Annotated in this window: 15 protein-coding genes; 5 read left to right on the forward strand and 10 right to left on the reverse strand. The window is 69.4% G+C overall.

The genetic code is table 11. From position 1 onward, the window contains the following. The first annotated feature begins 1 nt into the window (after position 1). Positions 2-1,456 (forward strand): sensor domain-containing diguanylate cyclase, encoded by a 1,455-nt coding sequence (locus F9C41_RS08910; protein ID WP_196279684.1) that lies wholly within the window; start codon positions 2-4, stop codon positions 1,454-1,456. Between the two features lie 139 nt (positions 1,457-1,595). On the opposite strand, the gene F9C41_RS08915 is transcribed toward F9C41_RS08910, so the two are convergent. Continuing rightward, positions 1,596-2,264 carry a TetR/AcrR family transcriptional regulator gene (locus F9C41_RS08915; protein WP_155386144.1) on the reverse strand — a complete coding sequence of 223 codons (669 nt, stop codon included), beginning with the start codon at positions 2,262-2,264 and terminating at the stop codon, positions 1,596-1,598. 296 nt (positions 2,265-2,560) lie between these two features. Between F9C41_RS08915 and F9C41_RS08920 the strand changes: the two genes are divergently transcribed. Continuing rightward, positions 2,561-5,782 (forward strand): bifunctional cytochrome P450/NADPH--P450 reductase, encoded by a 3,222-nt coding sequence (locus tag F9C41_RS08920; protein WP_155386145.1) that lies wholly within the window; start codon positions 2,561-2,563, stop codon positions 5,780-5,782. Between the two features lie 76 nt (positions 5,783-5,858). Beyond that, complete coding sequence (locus tag F9C41_RS08925; RefSeq protein WP_155386146.1) at positions 5,859-6,905, forward strand: zinc-binding dehydrogenase; 1,047 nt, start codon at positions 5,859-5,861, stop codon at positions 6,903-6,905. A 623-nt stretch (positions 6,906-7,528) separates the two neighbouring features. Here the strand turns inward: F9C41_RS08925 and F9C41_RS08935 are convergent. From F9C41_RS08935 to F9C41_RS08975, 9 genes are all read right to left on the reverse strand, one after another. Then, entirely contained in the window at positions 7,529-9,346 is a 1,818-nt protein-coding gene (locus F9C41_RS08935) for a sensor domain-containing diguanylate cyclase (RefSeq protein WP_196279685.1), read from the reverse strand. Between the two features lie 321 nt (positions 9,347-9,667). Next, complete coding sequence (locus F9C41_RS08940) at positions 9,668-11,341, reverse strand: FAD-dependent oxidoreductase (protein WP_155386148.1); 1,674 nt, start codon at positions 11,339-11,341, stop codon at positions 9,668-9,670. 49 nt (positions 11,342-11,390) lie between these two features. Beyond that, positions 11,391-11,852 (reverse strand): thioredoxin, encoded by a 462-nt coding sequence (gene trxA / locus F9C41_RS08945; protein ID WP_155386149.1) that lies wholly within the window; start codon positions 11,850-11,852, stop codon positions 11,391-11,393. Then, positions 11,852-14,512, reverse strand: a complete 2,661-nt coding sequence (clpB, locus tag F9C41_RS08950; RefSeq protein ID WP_155386150.1) for an ATP-dependent chaperone ClpB — start codon at positions 14,510-14,512, stop codon at positions 11,852-11,854. Before clpB ends, trxA begins: the two co-directional genes overlap by 1 nt. Beyond that, complete coding sequence (locus tag F9C41_RS08955; protein WP_155386151.1) at positions 14,503-14,766, reverse strand: chaperone modulator CbpM; 264 nt, start codon at positions 14,764-14,766, stop codon at positions 14,503-14,505. Before F9C41_RS08955 ends, clpB begins: the two co-directional genes overlap by 10 nt. A gap of 36 nt (positions 14,767-14,802) precedes the next feature. Beyond that, on the reverse strand, positions 14,803-15,822 hold the full coding sequence (locus tag F9C41_RS08960; RefSeq protein WP_155386152.1) for a DnaJ C-terminal domain-containing protein: 1,020 nt from the start codon (positions 15,820-15,822) through the stop codon (positions 14,803-14,805). 9 nt (positions 15,823-15,831) lie between these two features. After that, positions 15,832-16,359 (reverse strand): nucleotide exchange factor GrpE, encoded by a 528-nt coding sequence (locus tag F9C41_RS08965; protein ID WP_155386153.1) that lies wholly within the window; start codon positions 16,357-16,359, stop codon positions 15,832-15,834. An 8-nt stretch (positions 16,360-16,367) separates the two neighbouring features. Beyond that, positions 16,368-18,284 carry a molecular chaperone DnaK gene (dnaK, locus tag F9C41_RS08970; protein ID WP_155386154.1) on the reverse strand — a complete coding sequence of 639 codons (1,917 nt, stop codon included), beginning with the start codon at positions 18,282-18,284 and terminating at the stop codon, positions 16,368-16,370. A gap of 389 nt (positions 18,285-18,673) precedes the next feature. Then, entirely contained in the window at positions 18,674-19,084 is a 411-nt protein-coding gene (locus tag F9C41_RS08975) for an Hsp20/alpha crystallin family protein (protein WP_155386155.1), read from the reverse strand. Between the two features lie 50 nt (positions 19,085-19,134). Between F9C41_RS08975 and F9C41_RS41755 the strand changes: the two genes are divergently transcribed. Beyond that, the gene (locus F9C41_RS41755; RefSeq protein ID WP_269058904.1) at positions 19,135-19,269 is read left to right on the forward strand and encodes a hypothetical protein; all 135 of its coding nucleotides are present in this window, start codon (positions 19,135-19,137) and stop codon (positions 19,267-19,269) included. A gap of 31 nt (positions 19,270-19,300) precedes the next feature. Beyond that, entirely contained in the window at positions 19,301-19,549 is a 249-nt protein-coding gene (locus tag F9C41_RS08980; RefSeq protein ID WP_155386156.1) for a hypothetical protein, read from the forward strand. Positions 19,550-19,581 lie beyond the last annotated feature (32 nt).

Genomic DNA, 19,581 nt, shown 5'->3' on the forward strand with positions numbered 1-19,581 from the left:
CATGACTGCGGTGACGGAACTTGTCGATGAAACGGACGAGGCGCTGCGCGCCTGCGACTCCGTGCATCGAGCGTGCAATGCTGTGGCGGCCGCGGTGAGCGCCCATTCGGCCGCATCGGTGGATGTGCTGCTCGCCAACGCCAACCATCTGTATCTGGTCGCCTGCAGCGGCGTCTGGCATGCGCCCCGAGCGGCGCGAGTGAACTATGGCATCGCCGGACGTGTCCTGGCCGAGGGACGTACGGTTTCGCTTCGCGATGCCTCGATCGAGTACCCCGACCTGTATGCCGAGCGGTCGGTCGGCTCGGCAATCTCCGCTCCGGTGCACCACGACCACAAGCCCACGATCGGTGTGGTCACCGTCGAGTTCGACGGCGTGCGGGCCGATCATGACGACTGGGAGGCGGCGCTGACTGAGATCGGTGCCCTGCTCGGCCGGCGGATCCATCAGTTGGGCGGACCGTCCAAGGAGAGCGCGCCGCAATGGCTGCTGCGTCACACGTTGAACATCGCCGCCGCTGACGATCCCGGCGAGCTGGCAACACGCACCTGCCGTGCGGCGGTCGAGCTGTCCGGGCTGCGGTGCGCGGCTCTTCTCGTCCGCAGGGTGAACGTGTCCGCGGAGTGGAGCGGTCCGCCGCTCATCGTCATGGCGGACTACTGCGCAACCGGTTCTCGGCACCTCATCGACGCGGTCAGTGCATTGCCGCCGCCGAGCCTGTCCAGGCTGGTGGACGCTGCGTGTCGACATCAGGCGGCGCACTCGCGGGGAGACCTGAGCGTTCTTGACGCCCGGGGATTCGAACCGCTTGTCGATGCCGGGGTGGGTACCGTGATCGCGGCCTCCGTGCACATGGGTACCGAACGCCTCGATTTCGAGGCGGCGATGCTGGTAATGGACGAGATCGCCTTCCAGCCGCCCCCGGACACCGCGTTCGTGCTCGAGTTGCTGATGACGAACGCCGCCGTGTTTTACGAGCGCATGTCAAGACAGCAGAAACTGCAGACCATGGCTGAGTCGGATCCGCTCACCGGCCTGCGCCACCGTCGCCCGCTGGCCGGCCGACTGGCTTCGAGTATCCCCTCGCGCACCGCCGTTGTCGCCGCGGACATCGACAACCTCAAGGTCATCAACGACATGTGGGGGCACGACGCCGGAGATCGTGCCCTCACCGAGGTCGCCGACGCCATTCGCCAGGCGCTGCGCGGCAGTGACGAGGTCTTCCGCGTCGGCGGCGACGAGTTCATCGCAGTACTGGACGTGCCGGACCACGATGAGGCGGTTCGGGTTGCTGGGCGGATGGCCGCCGCGGTGGCCGATCGCGGGCACACGATCAGCGTCGGTGTCGCCCTGCGGAGCCCGGACGAGCCGGCGGAGACAACCCTTCGTCGTGCCGATGATGCTATGTACGCCGCGAAGCGGGACAAGAGCATCTCGGTGACGGTGGCCTCCTGAGCGCGTACGCGCCGCCTGCGGACGCCGGCGGACCTCACGGGCTGGGCGGTCGCTTGGCCTTGCGAGCATCATGATGCTGCATGTGCCGGTTGCACCTGGTTCGCCGTTCCGGCGCTGCTGGTGCGGCAACCGACGCCGGTCAGCCCTGTGCGGGCATTTCAGCGACCGGCAGTGGCGTGCTGGCCAGGGTATGTGCCTGTGCGGCAGGTACGCCCAGCAGGCGCAGCAACTGCTCGGCGAGCTGGTCGCATGCGGGGTCATCGACGAGGCTGGGGTCGGTCAGGGAAAGGTGCAGTGTGGCGAGCACCGCACCGGAGACGGCGGCGCGGGCCAGTAGCGGTTCGGTGACGGTGAAGCGGCCCGAGGCCATCCCGGCCTGAATGTCGCGCAGCGCTCGGGGGGACAGGCCTCGCGTCGAGTCCACGTAGCTCATCCCGTGCCGGACCAGCACCGCCGAGGTCTGCGGGCGGGCGCGGCACAGGCGAAGGGTCAGCCGGACCGACTGCGCGAACGCCAGCGCAGGATCGTCGACGTCGATGCTGAGCTGGTCCAGCAGCTCCCCGAGTTCCTCCAGGACCTCGTCGACCGCAGCGGCGAACAGCTCGCTCTTGCTGGAGAAATGGTTGTAGAACGATCCAAAGCCGACGTCGGCGGCGTCGGTGATCTCCTGGATGCTCGCTTGCGCGGCCGTGTCGGCGGCGAGCATCACGCGAGCGGCGGCGATCAGCTTCTGGCGCGTCTGCGCCTTGCGCCGCTCGAGGCGGCTGGGCGCGAGCGTGCTGTCGGACGCTTGCGAACCACGCTTCATCACAAACGCAAACCTATCGCAGCCCTGATGTGTTCGTCACACCGGCCTCAGAACTGATATCTGCATCACTCCTGAGCCAGTTAGGTGCGCTGACCTTGGGCCGCGGGCGAGTGGCTGATATGTTTGTCAGCGATGATAGTTTAATCAGCAGGTCGGTGAGCATGCGTAGACGCTTCCTCACCCGTGCTGACCACCACCGGCGGCGCGATGTCGTTGGTGACGATCCCTGCCGCGGGTGGCCAGCGCCGAGACGGCCATCGACAGCTACCCGCACTTCTCGCAAGGGGGCAAAGCCCATGACCGCGCAACCCGTGACCAAGCACCGTCCCATCCGCTCACCGCGCGCAATCCCGATCCTTGGCCACACGCCTCAGATCCCCAGCACCAACCCGGTCGCGTACTTCGGCGAGCTGGCCAAGCGGTTCCCCGAGGGCATTTACAGCATGGACATCGCCGGTATCGAGCAGGTGTTCGTCTACGACCCGGACCTGGTGGCCGAGGTCTGCGACGAGACGCGGTTCTTCAAGCAGATCGAGAAGACGCCGCTGCAACACGTCCGGGACTTCGCGGGGGCGGCTCTGTTCACGGCCCATCAGCACGAGGAGGAGTGGGGCATGGCGCACCGTGTCCTCATGCCGGCCTTCAGCCAGCGGGCCATGAAGAACTACTACGGCCAGATGCTGGACATCGCCCAGAACCTGGTGGGCAAGTGGGAGCGTAAGGAGGGCCAGCCGGTCAACATCACCGACGACTACACGCGGCTGACCCTGGACACCATCGCCCTGTCGGGATTCGGCTATCGGTTCCAGTCCTTCGACAAGGAGGAACTGCACCCCTTCCTCAACGCGCTGCTGGAGGCGCTGGTGGAGTCGCTGCGGCGCTCACAGGAGCTGCCGATGATGACCAAGATGCGCAGGGCGGACGACAAGAAGTACCGCGAGAACATCCAGCTGATGCAGGACCTGGTAGAGAGCGTGATCAACGAGCGCCGCGAGGGGAAGGGCACCGGTGAGGATGACCTGCTGGGCCTGATGCTGGAGGCCACCGACCCGGAGACCGGCAAGCTGCTGGCCGACGACAACGTCCGCGACCAGGTGCTGACGTTCCTCATCGCCGGTCACGAGACCACCAGCGGTCTGCTGTCGTTCGCCGCCTACTCGCTGATGCGCAACCCGCACGTGCTGGCGCAGGCCTACGCCGAGGTGGACCGGCTGATGCCGGGCGACACCGTACCGGACTACGACACGATCATGAAGATGGACGTGATCCCGCGGATCCTGGAGGAGACCCTGCGCCTGTGGGCTCCCATCCCCTTGATCGGCAAGTCCCCGCTGCAGGACACCGTCATCGGCGGCCGGTACGAACTGAAGAAGGGAATGCGGGTCAACATCCTCGAGGGCCCGCTGCACACGCACCCCAAGGCGTGGGACCGGCCCGACGAGTTCGACATCAACCGGTGGCTACCGGAGAACCGCGCCAAGCATCACCCGCATGCCTACAAGCCGTTCGGCAACGGCGTGCGTGCCTGCATCGGCCGGCAGTTCGCGCTCACCGAGGCCCGTCTGGCCCTCGCGCTGGTGCTGCAGAAGTTCCAGTTCTCGGACACCACCGACTACAAGATGGACGTCAAGGAGGCGCTGACCCGCAAACCTGGCGGCTTCGAGCTGAAGGTGCGCACCCGTCAGGAGCACGAGCGGACCGTGTTCGGTGCTGTGGAGCTGCAGACGGACGAGACACGGGCGCAGGCCACGGTCAGCGGTGTCGGGGTGAACCTGACCGTCGCCTACGGCTCCAGCCTGGGCAGCAGCGAGGACCTGGCGCGCACGATCGCCGACCGCGGTGAGCGATCCGGCTTCGGGACCACGCTGACGGGCCTGGACGAGCTGGGCGACAACCTGCCCACCGAGGGCCTGCTCGTCGTCGTCGCGTCCAGCTACAACGGCAAGGCGCCCGACAACGCCCAGCGGTTCGACGAGCTGATCGCCGCCGGCTTGCCCGAGGGCTCGCTGTCCGACGTGCGGTTCGCGCTGCTGGGCGCCGGTAACACCCAGTGGGTGGCGACCTACCAGGCATTCCCCAAGCGGATCGAGCAAGCCCTGCTGGCCGCCGGCGCCACCTCGGTCGTCGACCGGGGCGTGGCCGACGCCGCCGGCGACTTCGACGGCATGGCCACCCGCTGGATGAACACGTTGTGGACCACCCTGGCCGAGGAGTACGCCGCCGACACCTCCGACGACGGTGCGCCGCGCTACCAGGTCCAGCTGCTCACCGAGGCGGACGTGCGCCCGGCGATCGTCTCCGCCCAGGCGTACCCGCTGACCGTGGTCGCCAATGAGGAACTCGTCAGCGACGCGACCGGGCTGTGGGACTTCCAGATCGAGCCGCCGCGCCCGTCGGCCAAGTCCCTGACCGTCGAACTGCCGGACGGGGTCACCTACGCCACCGGCAACCACCTGGCCGTCTTCGCCAAGAACGAACCGGCCCTGGTCAAGCGGGCGCTGGCGCGCCTTGGTGTCGAGCACGACCAGGTGCTGCGGCTCGACCAGCCCGGCACCGGCCGGACACACCTGCCGGTGGGCACGCCCGTGACCGCCGGCCTGCTGGTCACCGAGTTCCTGGAGCTGCAGGACGTGGCCACCCGCTCCCAGATCCAGACCCTGGCCCAGCACACCGCATGCCCCTGGACCCGGCCGCAGCTGGAGGCCTACACGGCCGACACCGAGGTGGCCGAGCAGCGCTACCAGGAGGAGATCCTCGGCAAGCGCACCTCGGTGCTGGGCCTGCTGGAGCGTTTCACCGCCATCGACCTGCCGCTGGCCGCGTTCCTGGCGATGATGGGACCGATCCGTCCGCGCTTCTACTCCATCTCCTCCTCCCCGCTGGCCGACCCGCGCCACGTTCGGCTCACGGCCGGCCTGGTGGAAGGACCCGCCCTGTCCGGCGACGGCCAGTACCGGGGGCTGTGCTCGTCCTACATCGCACGCCTGCAACCCGGAGACGTCTTCTACGGCTACGTGCGCGTGCCCTCGCCGACCTTCGCCCCGCCGGCCGACCCCGCCACGCCGCTCATCCTCATCGGCCCCGGCACCGGCGTCGCACCGCTGCGTGGATTCCTGCAAGAGCGCGCCTGCCAGCACGCCAACGGCACCCAGGTCGGCCTGTCGCAGGTGTTCGTCGGCTGCCGCCACCCGGGGCACGACTACTTCTACCAGCAGGAGCTGCAGGCCTGGGAGAAGACCGGCATCGCCCAGATCCACACCGCCTTCTCCGCGGTCGTCGACCACCCGGCCCGTTACGTCCAGGACGCCGTCACCACCGCCTCAGACACGGTGTGGCAGGCGCTCGACGACGGCGCGTACGTCTACGTCTGCGGCGACGGCCGCCGCATGGCCCCGGCTGTCCGCGAATCACTCGCCGCCCTCTACCGCGACCGCACCGGCGGCGACGACGAGGCCGCCCACCAGTGGCTCGCCCAGCTCGACGCAGACGGCCGCTACCAGCAGGACGTCTTCGCCTGATCCACGCACGCCACGCCTGAAGCCCACCGCACCATGCACCTCGAGCCATCGAGGAAACGCACAGAAAAGGATCACCATGGACACGATGCTCGCCGGACGCTTCCATATGGACCCGAGGAAGTTCGTCGTGGAGGAGGTGCCCGTCCCCGTACCCGGCCCGGGTGAAGTGCTCGTCGAGGTGAAAGCCGCCGGCGTCTGCCTCTCCGACATCCACCTGATCGACGGCTCCCTGGTCCCGCTGTTCGCCACCTCCGACGTGGTCACCGTCGGCCACGAGGTCTCCGGCGTGATCCACACCCTCGGGCCCGGCCTCCAGCGCGGACTGACCGCGGGCACCCGCGTCACCCTGGAGGCCGGCCAGAGCTGTGACCAGTGCACCGACTGCGCACGGCGCCGCCCCTGCACCCAGATCCGCACCCGCGGCATCGACTACGACGGCGGCTGGGCACAGTACGCCCTCGCCCGCGAGGACACCCTCATCCCCATCCCCGACGAGCTTCCCTTCGACCAGGCCGCGATCATCCCCGATGCGGTCTCCACGCCCTACGCCGCCGTCGTGGCCACCGCAGGCGTCCGTCCCGCCCAATCCGTGGGCGTCTGGGGCGTGGGCGGAGTGGGCGCGCACAACGTCCGCATCGCCCGCCTGGTCGGCGCCGCGCCGATCATCGCCATCGACCCGCTGCCCGGCGCCCGGCAGCGTGCCCTGGCCTTCGGCGCGGACCTCGCACTCGACCCGACCGCCGACGACTTCACCGACCAGATACTCGCGGCCACCGGCGGACGCGGCCTGGACTTCGCCTTCGACTGTGCCGGCTTCCCGGCGGTCCGCGAGCAGGCCGCCGCAGCACTCGGCCAGCACGGCGCACTCATCCTGGTCGGCATCACGCCCCAGCCGCTAACCATCAGCGAAGGCCTGACCTTCAACTACCTGTCCAAGCAGGTGCGGGGGCACTACGGCGGCTTTCCCGAGTCGGTCTCCGAACTGGTGCAGCTGGCCTCCAACGGCCGCCTCGACCTGGCTCCCTCCATCACCGACCACATCCCACTGGCCGACGCCGCCGACGCAATCCACCGACTGGAGAACAAGACCGGCGACCCGATCCGCCTCATCCTCGTTCCATAACAAGAGCGTGCCGTCATTCATGACCGCAGGCTATGACAACCCGCTCATTCCGCAGTCACTCGTCGATAGTGCTGAGGGCACGCTCCCGGTTCACGTGCCATGGGGCTGCAGCCGCGCACCCTAGAAGTGTTGGACGACCTTGGAGTTCTGGCCGACGTACAGGCGGCGGGCGGCTCCTACCCGCCGATGGGCCTACACGTTGGCCGGGCGGGAACGGCCATTCTGGACCTATTACGCCAGACGCCAGATGTGGGACCCCAGCGCGTTGACCGAGGAGGACATCGACGAAATGGTGCACTCGGCCGAGCAGCCGGACGGGCACCAGGGCCATCTTGGAGATGTTCCGCGCCCGCCAGACCGACGCCGAACAGAACCGCCCGCACTACGCCGACCCGATCACCTGCCCGGTCCTGGCCATCGGCGCGCAGGCCTATCTCGGGGACGCAGTATCTGAACAGCTCGCGCAAGTGGCCCGCGACGTCCGCGGCGTCGTGATCCCCGCGTCCGGTCACAACATCGCGCTGGAGAACCCGGCCGCCCTGGCCCGGGCCTCGCATCAAGGTCCCGGACCGCGGTGCCGGTGTGGACGGTTGACCGCGCCGCGGCGACGGTGGCGGCGTCGGTCAGGAGGGCTCGGCGGCCCGGGCCGCCGGTGGCGTCCGGTCGGCGGTGTGGTCGATGACGTGCAGGCCCGCGCCGGTGGGGTCGCGCTTGGCCTGGTACATGGCGAGATCCGCGTCGTGCAGTAGTGCGTCGAACTGCTCGCCGGAGCCGACCGCGACACCGATGCTCGCGCGGGCAGAAACCTGGCGCCCCTCGATCATCACCGGTGCCGAAAGCGCTTCGAGGATGCGCCCGGCGATGGCGACGGCACCGGCTGTAGTGGTGCCGATCAGCAGGACCACGAACTCGTCCCCGCCCAGCCGGGCGACAGTGTCGGTCGGGCGGACACACTGGCGCAGGCGGTCGGCTACGACGACGAGCAGATGGTCGCCGACCTGGTGGCCCAGCTCGTCGTTGACGGCCTTGAAGCCGTCGAGGTCGAGCAGGAGGACTGCTACGTGACGCGTGGCCTGGTCGGCGTCGCGCAGGAGCCGTCGCGCGCGTTCGTTGAGCAATGCCCGGTTGGGCAGGCCGGTGAGATGGTCGTGGGTGGCTTCGTGATGCAGTTGGTCCTGGAGCACTCGGGCCTCGGTCACGTCACGGATGTTGAGAATGACGCCTGACACGCCCGCGTCGTCGAGCCGGTTGGTGGCCAACGCCTCCAGCCAGCGGCGGGAGCCGTCCACGTGGTGCGCCAGCAACTGGCGCCGCACGCCGGTGTCAGCGTCAGCTCTCACGTCCGCCAGCAGGTGCTCGACGACTGACGCATCGTCGGGGCGCAGGACCTCGGCTACCGGCCGGCCCACGGCCTGTGCGGGTTGCACCCCGAGCAGGTCCTGCAGCGCCGGGCTGGCGTAAAGGACCGTGCCCTGGGCGTCGACCAGCAGCGTGAGGTCGGAGGCGTGCTGGACCAGGGACCGGAAACGTTGCTCGTGGTGGCGTAGCTGCCGCATGCTCTCGTCGAGGTCGCGTAGCAGCCGTACGTTGTCGGCGTAAGCCATGTTCTGGCGGATCATCACCAGCACGACGACGGCGACCGGGAGGAGCAACATCCCCCAGCCGCGGACGGTCAATCCCTCCTGCCGCAGCTCGAGGAGGAGCAGTAGCTGCGTCGCGGCCACCGCGACGTAAGGCGGGCGGCTGTACGCGGGGCGCGGGCGGATGGTCAAGCCACTGGGCCAGGTGCGCATCTGCAGATACTGCACGCGGGCGGCGACGGCCAGCAGGAACGCCGACGCCAGCTGGGTTGCTTGGAGGGTCTGGGCGTCGTCGGCACGCATGTTGAGCACGTTGAAATAGGTCAAGGCGCCGATCAGCACACCTGCCCCCAGGGCGACTGCTGCCCCAGGGGTGAACGGCGCCAAGCCGCTGATCAGCAGCTTCACCGCCCCGAAAACCGCGATCAGCGCCACGGCGCAGCCGAGCACCGTGACAGCGAGCTGGCCGGTGTTGTCCGGGGGGACGCCGTCTGGTTCGCACACGACATGCCACGCCAGCATGGCAAAGGCGCACATGACGGTGGCCACGTCCAGGCGCAGCCGCATCCGGGCGCGGCCGACCACATTCAGCGGGTAGACGAGCATGGCCCAGCCCGCCAACGCTACGCCGACGACGACGAGCGCCGACGACCCGAACAGGATGCGTTCGGATGGGGATGCACGACCGAACCCGGCCGCCACCCCCAATGCGCTGCCCAGCGCAAACAACACGCCGGTCACGGCGAGAGTGCGCCAGAACCGGCGCGCCGTCGAGGCTATCTGAGGCCTTGTCGCGACCTGCCAGCACAGCCACGCGAAGATCAGCCGAATGGCCACCATGACGATATCGGTGGCGCTCATTGCCGCGGGTGTCAGCAACACCGCCCCGATGGACACGACAGCCCCGACGGCCAGCGCGGCAAGAACCGGGTCAGCAGATCGGCGCTCATGCCGTGCCGGTATGGGTCCACTCATCCGTAGCCCTCAACCTCCGCCTACCTCCACACGAGTCAGCCGGCCACCGGCGCCAGTTGCCATCGCTGCTGCAGCTCAGCTCAGGTCAGGTCAGGTCAGGTCAGGTCAGGTCAGCAGCATGTTCTCACCCACCCGAATCCGGCGTGATGGAAGTGCTTTGTCGGTATCCACGGTATGCGGCCGTGCGGACCCGACATCGGCCTCTGTTCAGCCCTGGCGCAGGCGCAGATGTTCATGGACGAACCGGATCGCCATGGCGCCCTCACCGACGGCGGAGGCGACCCGTTTGATGGAGCCGCTGCGCACGTCGCCTGCGGCGAAGACGCCGAGCCGGCTCGTCTCCAGCAGGTACGGCCGGCGAGGTGTGCCCTGGCGCAGGCCGGTGACGTCGTCGGCGGGCACATCCGGGCCGGTGAGCACGAAGCCGTGCCGGTCGACTGCGATCTGCTTGTCCAGCCAGGTGGTGCACGGCTCGGCCCCGATGAACACGAACAGGGCCGTGGCCGGGATGCGCCGGCAGTGCTCGGTCTTCATGTCGACCACGACCACCTCCTCCAGTCGGTCGCGTCCGGCCAGCTCGCACACTTCGGTGCTGGTGTGGACGGTCACGTTCGGCAGTGCGGTGATGCGGTCGGCGAGATAGCGCGACATGTCCCGGCTCAGGTCCTCGTGCATGATCATCAGGTGGACGTGGGCCACGTGGCCGGCCAGGAACACGGTCGCCTGTCCGGCGGAGTTGCCGCCGCCGACCACGGCCACCTGGTCGCCGCGGCACAGCTGGGCCTCGGCGGCGGTGGCCGCGTAGTAGACGCTGGTGCCCTCGAACTCGGCCAGCCTGGGCACCCGCAGCTTGCGGTACCGGGCGCCGGTCGCGATCAGCACGGTCCGGGTCGCGATCTCGGTGCCGTCGGCCAGCCGTATCAGGTGGAATCCGTCGTGTGCGTCCAGCGCCGTAACCGAGGCCGGCACGTTGATTCGGGCGCCGAACTTGCGCGCCTGCAGCGTGGCCCTTTCGGCCAGCTCTGCGCCGGAGATCCCGCCCGGGAAGCCGAGGTAGTTCTCGATCCGCGACGAGGTGGCGGCCTGCCCGCCGGCGGCGACCGCGTCAAGGACCACGACCGACAGACCCTCCGACGCCGCGTACACGCCTGCGGCCAGACCGGCGGGGCCCGCGCCTACGACGACCACGTCGTAGTCGGAGCCGGCGATGCTCGGCTCAGCGAGCCCGACGACCCGTGCGAGCTCGTCGTTGGACGGGTTGCGCAGCACCTCCTGGCTGCGCCAGATGACCACCGGCGTCTCCTGCGGGGTGACGCCGAGCTGGCGCAGCAGGGTCTCGGCGGTGGGGTCCTGCTCCACGTCGATCCAGCGGTACGGCAGCCGGTTGCGGGCGGCGAAGTCGCGCAGCCGGCGCGCGTCGGTGGAGTAGCGCGAGCCGATGATCCGGATGCCGGCGCCCATCTCGATCAGCAGGGAACGGCGGATCATGAAGGCCCGCAGGATGAGGTCGCCGAGAGTCGGATCGTGGGCGACCAGGGCGCGTACGTCGTCGACCGGGATGCTGAGCACCTCGCCGGCCTCGCGGACCACGGCGCTCAGCAACGCCGGCTGGCCTGCCAGCAGGCTGAGCTCGCCGAGGAAGCGGCCCGGCCCGTGCACGCTGATCTCCCGTTCGGCCTTGGATCCGTATCCCTCGATCAGCGCGGCGGCACCGGACAGGATGACGTGGAAGTCGTAGCTCGGATCACCCTCGTGGAACAGAATGTCGCCGGTGCCGGTTGTGCGGCGTTGCCCGCAGGAGGCCAGCGCGTCGATCTGTTCGGCGCTCAGCCGCGGATAGGCTCCGTAGCGGTCCGGTGTCTCCTGTACAGGCTCGGACATCTTTGGTCACCTTCTCTGACGGTCATGCGGTCGGGTGGCGCACCCGGGTTCAGCCTGCGGGAGGCTGGGCCAGCACCTGTTCGACCCAGCGTTGCAGCGCGTCGGGCGGGGCGGCGCCTACCTGGCGGGACCGCACCTGCCCGTGGTCGAGCAGGAGCAGGAGCGGGATCGACTGGGCCTGGTAGCGGGCCGCCGTCTGCGGCGACTCGTCCACGTTGATCTTGACGGCTTTCAGTCGTCCCGCGAAGGTCTGCGCGGCCCGCTCCACGCCGGGGGCCACCACCCGGCACGGGCCGCACCAAGGCGCCCACAGGTCGGCCAGCACGGGCAGCGACGACTGCGCCACGACGGCCTGGAAGTCGGCGTCGGTCGCCTGTGTGACCCAGGGCAGAGCCTGGTGGCAGTTGCCGCAGCGCGGCACCCCCGCTGCGGCAGCCTGTACCCGGTTGCGCTTGCCGCAGTGCGGGCAGGCGATGACCTCGGCCCTGGTGGCCGGCGGTGCCTGTGTCATCACGCCCCCGATCCGGTGCCGGCGTGCGCCACCTCGGGGGCCGGCGTGCTCTGGAACGTGACCGTCAGCTCGCCGTTCTGCGCGTCGACCCCGATGACGGCTTCCTCGCCCAGGTCGCCGGCGATGATGGCGCGGGCGATCCGGGTCTCGACCTCGTGGGCGATGTAGCGGCGCAGCGGCCGCGCGCCGTAGACGGGGTCGTAGCCGTGCTCGGCGATGAGTTTGCGGGCGTCCTCGCTGACCTGCAGGGTTATGCGCCGTTCGGCCAGCCGGTTGCGCAGTTCGTCGAACTGCAGGTCCACGATCTTCTCGATCTGGGCCAGGGTGAGGCGGTGGAACAGCACGATGTCGTCGACGCGGTTGAGGAACTCGGGCCGGAAATGCCCCTGCAGCTCGGCCATGACCTTGGCGCGCGACGCTGGGTCGATCTCGCCGTCGGCGGTGGCACCTTCGAGCAGGTGTTCGGCGCCGATGTTGGAGGTCATGATGATGACGGTGTTGCGGAAGTCGACGGTGCGCCCCTGCGAGTCGGTGATCCGGCCGTCGTCGAGCACCTGCAGCAGCGTGTTGAACACGTCGGTGTGCGCCTTCTCGATCTCGTCGAACAGCACCACGGAGTACGGCTTGCGGCGTACGGCCTCGGTGAGCTGCCCGCCCTCCTCGTAGCCGACGTAGCCGGGCGGCGCGCCGACCAGGCGGCTGACGGTGTGACGTTCCTGGTACTCGCTCATGTCCAGGCGAACGATGTTGTCCTCGGAGTCGAACAGGGCCGCGGCGAGGGTCTTGGCGAGTTCGGTCTTCCCGACGCCGGTGGGGCCCAGGAAGATGAACGACCCGATCGGCCGAGTCGGGTCCTTGATGCCCGAGCGGGCGCGGATGATGGCGTCGGCGACGACCTGGACGGCCTCGTCCTGGCCGATGACCCGCTCGTGCAGGATCTCGTCGAGGCGCAGCAGCTTCTGGCGCTCGCCCTCCTGCAGCCGGGACACCGGAATGCCGGTCCACGCGGACACGATCTCGGCGATCTCGTCCTCGGTGACCATCTCCCGGAGCAGGCCGGGCTGGCCCTGCTGCCGGTCGGCGAGCTTCTGCTCCTCGGCGGCCAGGCGCCGTTCGAGGTCGGCGATGCGGCCGTAGCGCAGCTCGGCGGCCCGGTTGAGGTCGTAGGTCCGCTCGGCCTGCTCGGCCTCGCGGCGCAGCTGTTCGAGTTCCTGGCGCATGTCCTGGACCCGGCGGATGGCCTGGCGCTCATGCTCCCACTGGGCGTGCTTGGCGTCGGCTTCGGCGCGCAGGTCGGCCAGCTCGCGGCGGAGCTGGTCGAGGCGGGCCAGGCTCGCCGGGTCGGTCTCCTTGGCCAGCGCGGCGTCCTCGATCTCCAGGCGCATGACCCGGCGGGTGATCTCGTCGAGTTCCGCGGGCATCGAGTCGATCTCGGTACGCAGCCGGGCGCAGGCCTCGTCGACGAGGTCGATCGCCTTGTCGGGCAGGAACCGGTCGGTGATGTAGCGATGGGACAGTGTCGCGGCGGCGACCAGGGAAGCGTCCTGGATCTTCACGCCGTGGAACACCTCCAGTCGTTCGCGCAGGCCGCGCAGGATGGAGATGGTGTCCTCGACCGAAGGCTCGTCGACGAACACCTGCTGAAAGCGGCGGGCCAGCGCGGCGTCCTTCTCGATCTGCTTGCGGTACTCGTCGACGGTGGTCGCGCCGATCATGTGCAGTTCGCCGCGGGCCAGCATGGGTTTGAGCATGTTGCCCGCGTCCATTGCGCCCTCGCTGCCCCCACCGGCGCCGACGACGGTGTGCAGCTCGTCGACGAACAGCAGGATGCGGCCCTCGGCCGCGCGGACCTCGTTGAGCACGGCCTTGAGCCGCTCCTCGAACTCGCCGCGGTACTTCGCCCCGGCGATCAGCGAACCCATGTCCAGGGCGAAGACGGTCTTGTCGCGCAGCCCCTCGGGCACGTCCCCGCGCACGATGCGCTGCGCCAGGCCCTCGACGATGGCGGTCTTGCCGACACCGGGGTCGCCGATCAGGACGGGGTTGTTCTTGGACTTGCGGGACAGGATCTGGATGACGCGGCGGATCTCGGCGTCGCGGCCGATGACCGGGTCGAGGCGGTCGTTGCGGGCGTCGGCGACCAGGTCGCGGCCGTACTTCTCCAGGGCCTCGTAGGTGACCTCGGGCATCGCCGAGGTGACCCGCTGGTTGCCGCGGATCTGGGTCAGGGCGCTCAGGAAGGATTCACGGGTGACGCCGTGTTCCTTGAGCCTCCGTCCTGCCGCTGTCGCCGAGCCCTCCTCGGCCAGGGCCAGCAGCAGGTGCTCGGTCGAGACGTACTCGTCCTTGAGCCGCGTGGCCTCCCGCTCGGCGGTGTCCAGCAGCCGCGACAGGCGCTGGGTGACGAACACCTGGCCGGGCTGCGCGCCCGGTCCGCTGACCTTCGGCCGTTTGGCCAGGTCCTGCTCGACCTCGGCACGCAACTGCTGCGGGTCGGCCCCGGTCTGTGTCAGCAGCCGGGGCACGAGCCCTTCGGGCTGGTCGAGCAGCGCCAGCAGCAGGTGCTCGCCGTCGACCTCGGTGTGTCCGAGGCGCAGTGCGACGGTCTGCGCGTCATGCAGCGCTTCTTGAGACTTCTGGGTCAGCTTGTTCATGTCCATGACGGTCCCTTTCTCGTGCGTAGGGCCGTTTGCAGCTGGTCGATGCGATCCAGCAGGTCCATGACCAGGCCGATCGCGGAGTAGTTCAGGGACAGGTCGGCGTGCAGTCGTTGCACCCGCCCGACGCGGCTCAGCGCGGCCGGGGAGAACCACAGCCGGCCTTCGGCGTCGCGGGAGGCGTCGATGAGGCCCAGCGCCACGTAGCGCTGCACAAGTGCCGGATGCAGCCCTGCCCGCCTGGCGAAGCGGTCCAGGCTGAGCCTGGCCCGGGACCGCCACCGCGTACGTCCTCATGCCCGTGCCCCCTCTCGCTCAGGCTGGCGGGGATCGAAGGCGGAGGCCCGCGACAGCTCCTCGAACAGGTCACGCTCGCGGGGGGTCAGGTGCTTGGGCACCATGATCTGGACTTCGGCGTACAGGTCGCCGGGCTCGCCCTGCCGGCGCGGCATGCCCTGCCCGCGCAGCCGCAGCCGGCGGCCGCTGGAGGTGCCCGGCGGCACGGTCACCTTCGCCTGCCCGCCCGGCGTCTGCAGCGGCACGCTTGCGCCGAGCGCCGCCTCCCACGGGGCGACCGGCAGCCGCACGTGGATGTCGCGGCCCTCGACCCGGTAACGCGGGTGCGGCGCCAGCCGCACCACCAGATACAGATCACCGGCGCCTGCGTTGCCGCGTCCCTGTCCGCCCTGTCCGGCCAGGCGGATGCGCTGGCCGTCGCTGACGCCCGGAGGGATGTTGACGTCGTAGCTGCGTGGCCCGTCCGGCCCCGACAGCGTGATCTTGCGGGGTCCGCCGTGGTACGCCTCCTCGACGGTCAGCGTCAGCTCGGCCTCCTGGTCCGCGCCCGGAATCGGGCCCGCACCACGCCCGGCCGCACCTCGTCCGGCGCCACGACCGCGACCACCGAAAAGCCCGCCGAGCAGGTCCTCCATGTCGACGCCCTCGCCGCCGCCCTCATAGGTCCAGGTGAACGGTTCGCCCTGCTCGCCGCCGCGGAACCCACCCCCGCCGGGGAAACCGCCGCCGCCGCCACGGCCCCGGAAACCACCCGGGCCCGCGCCGGCGCCGGCCATGTTCTCGTACCCCTCCGGGACCTTGCGGAAGTCCTCGCCGAAGCGGTCGTAGCGGGTCCGCTGCTTCGGGTCGTGCAGCACCTGATACGCCTCGTTGATCTCCTTGAACTTCTCCTCGGCGTCCGGACTCTTGTTCACGTCGGGGTGGTACTTGCGGGCGAGCTTGCGAAACGCCTGCTGGATCTCGTCCGCGGAAGCATCACGGGAGACGCCGAGCACCTCGTAGAAGTCGCGCGCCATGGCTCGTCCTCAGTCGTTTCCGGCGACCACGACCGAAGCCGGCCGCAGTTGCCGATCACTGTCCCCATAGCCGGGGCGGACCACGTGCAGCACCGTGCCGGGGTCCTGATCGCCGCCGGGCACGACGCTCACCGCCTCGTGCCGCATCGGGTCGAAGGGCACGCCGGTCTCCTCACGGCGCGCGAAGCCCATCGCCGACAGCACCGCGACGGCCTGGTCACGCACCGCGCGCACGCCCTCGACCACCGCGCCCGGATCGCTGTCGGCATGCTCGAGAGCGAGGTCGAGATTGTCCACGACGGGCAGGAACACCGCCGCGACACGCGCGCGTTCGGCAGCCCGCTCCTGGGCGAGCTGCCGCTCGCAGCGTTTGCGTACGTTGTCCAGGTCCGCCAGCGCCCGGCGCAGGCGGTCCTGCAGCTCGAGTTCGGCAGCCGACGGGCCGGTCTCGGCCGGCGCCTGGGCCTCGGGGTGAGCCGAGGCCTCAGGCGCCGAGTCGGTTTGCGGCGCAGACTGCGCGTGCGAATGGTGCGTCATCGTGTGCCTCAGCTCGGTGAGAACTCGGCGTCGATGACGTCGTCGTCGCTGGCACCCGGCTGGCCTGCGCCGGTCCGCGCCCCTGCGGCGGGTCCGGTCGGCCCGCCCTGGTCCGCTCCGGGCGGCGGAGCCGACGGCCGGGCCATCAGGCCCTGGGCGACTTGCTGCAGGTCGCCGATGAGCGAGCGCAGCCGGTCCATCGGCGCTTCTTCTTTGAGGGCCTGGCGGGCGTCGCCGATCAGCAGTTCCGCGCGCGCCTTGTCGTGCGCGGGCGCCGATTCGCCCAGCTCAGCGAGCCGCTGCTCGACCTGGTAGGTCAGGGATTCGAGTTCGTTGCGGGTGTCGATGAGCTGCCGGACGCGGACGTCCTCGTCGCGGTGCGCCTCAGCGTCGGCGACCATGCGCTCGACCTCGGAGCGGTCCAGGTTGCCGCTGTCGGTGATGGTGATGGCCTGCTCGACGCCGGTGTCCTTGTCCTTGGCGGACACGTTGAGGATGCCGTTGGCATCGACGTCGAACGTGACCTCGACCTGCGGAACCCCGCGTGGCGCGGGCCGGATGTTCTCCAGCCGGAAGCGCCCGAGGACACGGTTGTCGGCGGCCAGTTCCCGCTCGCCCTGCAGGACGACGATGTCCACCGCGGGCTGGTTGTCGTCGGCGGTCGTGAACGTCTCGCTGCGCCGCACCGGGATCGTGGTGTTGCGTTCGATGACCTTGGTCATCCGCCCGCCCAGGGTCTCCAGACCCAGCGACAGCGGGATGACGTCGAGCAGCAGCACGTCGGGGCCTTCACCGGTCAGGACCCCGGCCTGAATCGCGGCGCCCATCGCCACGACCTCGTCGGGGTTGACGCTCATGTTCGGGTCCTTGCCACCGGTCAGCCGCCGCACCAGGGCCTGCACGGCCGGGATGCGGGTGGACCCGCCGACGAGGATGACCTCGTCGAGGTCGTTGGCGGTGGTCTTCGCATCGGCCATGGCCTGCTCGACCGGCCCGAGGCAGCGCTGGACGAGGTCCTTGGTGAGATCCTCGAACTTCGACCGGGTGATGGTGGTGGTCAGGTGCTTGGGCCCGGACGCGTCGGCGGTGACGAACGGGAGGCTGACCTGCGTCTGGGTGACCGACGACAGCTCGACCTTGGCCTTCTCCGCGGCTTCGAACAGCCGCTGCAGGGCCTGCGGGTCGCTGCGCAGGTCGATGCCGTTGTCGTTCTTGAACTCCTCGGCGAGGTGGTCGACCAGCCGCTTGTCGAAGTCGTCGCCACCCAGGTGCGAGTCGCCGGCCGTGGCGCGTACCTCGACGACACCGTCACCGACGTCGAGCACGGACACGTCGAAGGTGCCCCCGCCCAGGTCGAACACCAGGACGGTCTCGTGGCCCTTCTTGTCCAGCCCGTAGGCCAGGGCCGCGGCGGTGGGCTCGTTGATGATGCGCAGCACGTCGAGCCCGGCGATGCGGCCGGCGTCCTTGGTCGCGGTGCGCTGGGCGTCGTTGAAGTACGCCGGCACCGTGATGACGGCCTGGGTGACCTTCTCACCGAGGAACTTCGACGCGTCGTCGACGAGCTTTCGAAGGATCTGGGCGCTGATCTCCTCCGGGGAGTACATCTTGCCCTTGACGTCGAAGCGTACGAGGCCGTCCGGGCCGGGCACGACGTCGAACGCGACGGCCTTGGCTTCGGAGCTGATCTCGTCGAAGTGCCGGCCGATGAACCGTTTCGCGGAGTAGATCGTGCCCTTCGGGTTGAGGATCGCCTGCCGGCGGGCGAGCTGCCCGACCAGGCGTTCACCGGCGTCGGTGAACGCCACGACCGAGGGTGTGGTGCGTGAGCCCTCGGCGTTGGGCACGACACTGGCCTGACCGCCCTCGAACACCGCGATCACCGAGTTGGTCGTACCGAGATCTATACCGACTGCTTTAGCCATGCTGATCACCAGCCAGCCGTGGACGCGTGCCAGACAATGCCGGGTGCCAACTACCGTCACCCGGCAGTACGGGCAAGCTTCTACAAGTTCTTCTGGAATCGAGGTCGGGGAGGCCTCAACGCGCAAAGGGCCGGCAGCACCAACTGCCTGTTAAGCCCTCACTGTCGTGCCGACGGCGCGACCAAACCAAATGCGAACCAAATTCTCATACTACTCGTCACGGACGGGATAAAACATGATCCGGATGTTCCGGAAAACCGCGCCCAGTCGGTACAACCGCTCCTTATGGCCGGTCTGAAACAGCAGACGCGGCGGCTCAGAGGGTCAGGGTTGGGGCCGATGGCCCCGCGGGCCGTCGATGCCCGCAGGGCCATCGGTATCGGGGACGGTCAGCTGGTAGCCGCGTGGCTGATCGCCTTCGCCTCGGCCGCAGGCCCGTTCAGGGCCGGGCTGCCCTCGCCGGCGATGGCGATCTTGCGAGGCTTGGTGACCTCGGTGACCGGCAGGGTCACGGTCAGGACCCCTTCCTGGTATGTCGCGGCGATGTTCGATGTGTCGACATCGTCGCCGAGCGCCAGCCGGCGGGTGAACGTGCCGGTGGGGCGCTCGCGCAGCAGCCACTCGACGTCTTCGTCGGTACGCAGGCTGCGCTGGGCCGTGATAGTCAGCGTGCTGCCGTCGACGCTGGCGTCCAGCGTGCCCGGGTCGATGCCGGGCAGGTCGAGGTGCAGCACGTAGTGGTCACCGGACCGGTACAGGTCCATGGCCGTGGCCGCGGGTGAACCGGCGGCGGCGAACATCCGTTCGACCAGGCGGTCGACGCCGGTGGACCAGGCTGGTCGAGCTCGGCATGGACGCGTTCGTGGTGCTGGCGCTGGTCGGAGCGCTGGCTCAATCGCTGGTCGCTGCGGCGGGCGGTCGGGGACTGACCCTGTCCACCCTGTGGACATCCGTGGGCAGCCCGGTGCGGCGCGTTCAGGACTGAGCCGGGGTGAGCCGGGGTGAGGCGCTCGTGGATGAACCTGATCACCACGGCGTCCTCACCCACCGCGGACGTCACCGGCTTGATGGAGCCGCTGCGCACGTCGCCTGCGGCGAACGCGCCCGATCGGCTCGTCTCCAGCAGGTTACGGCCGGCGAGGCGCGCCAGAACCGATGCCGACGATGTCGTCGCCGGCCACGTCCGAGCCGGTCAGCACGAACCCGTGATCGTCGATGGCGACCTTGTCGCCGAGCCACGAGATACCAGGGCTCGGCACCGATGAACACGAACCGGGCCGAGACGGGATACGCGCGA

It is taken from the genome of Catellatospora paridis (assembly GCF_009720365.1).
GTDB classification, from domain to species: domain Bacteria; phylum Actinomycetota; class Actinomycetes; order Mycobacteriales; family Micromonosporaceae; genus Catellatospora; species Catellatospora paridis.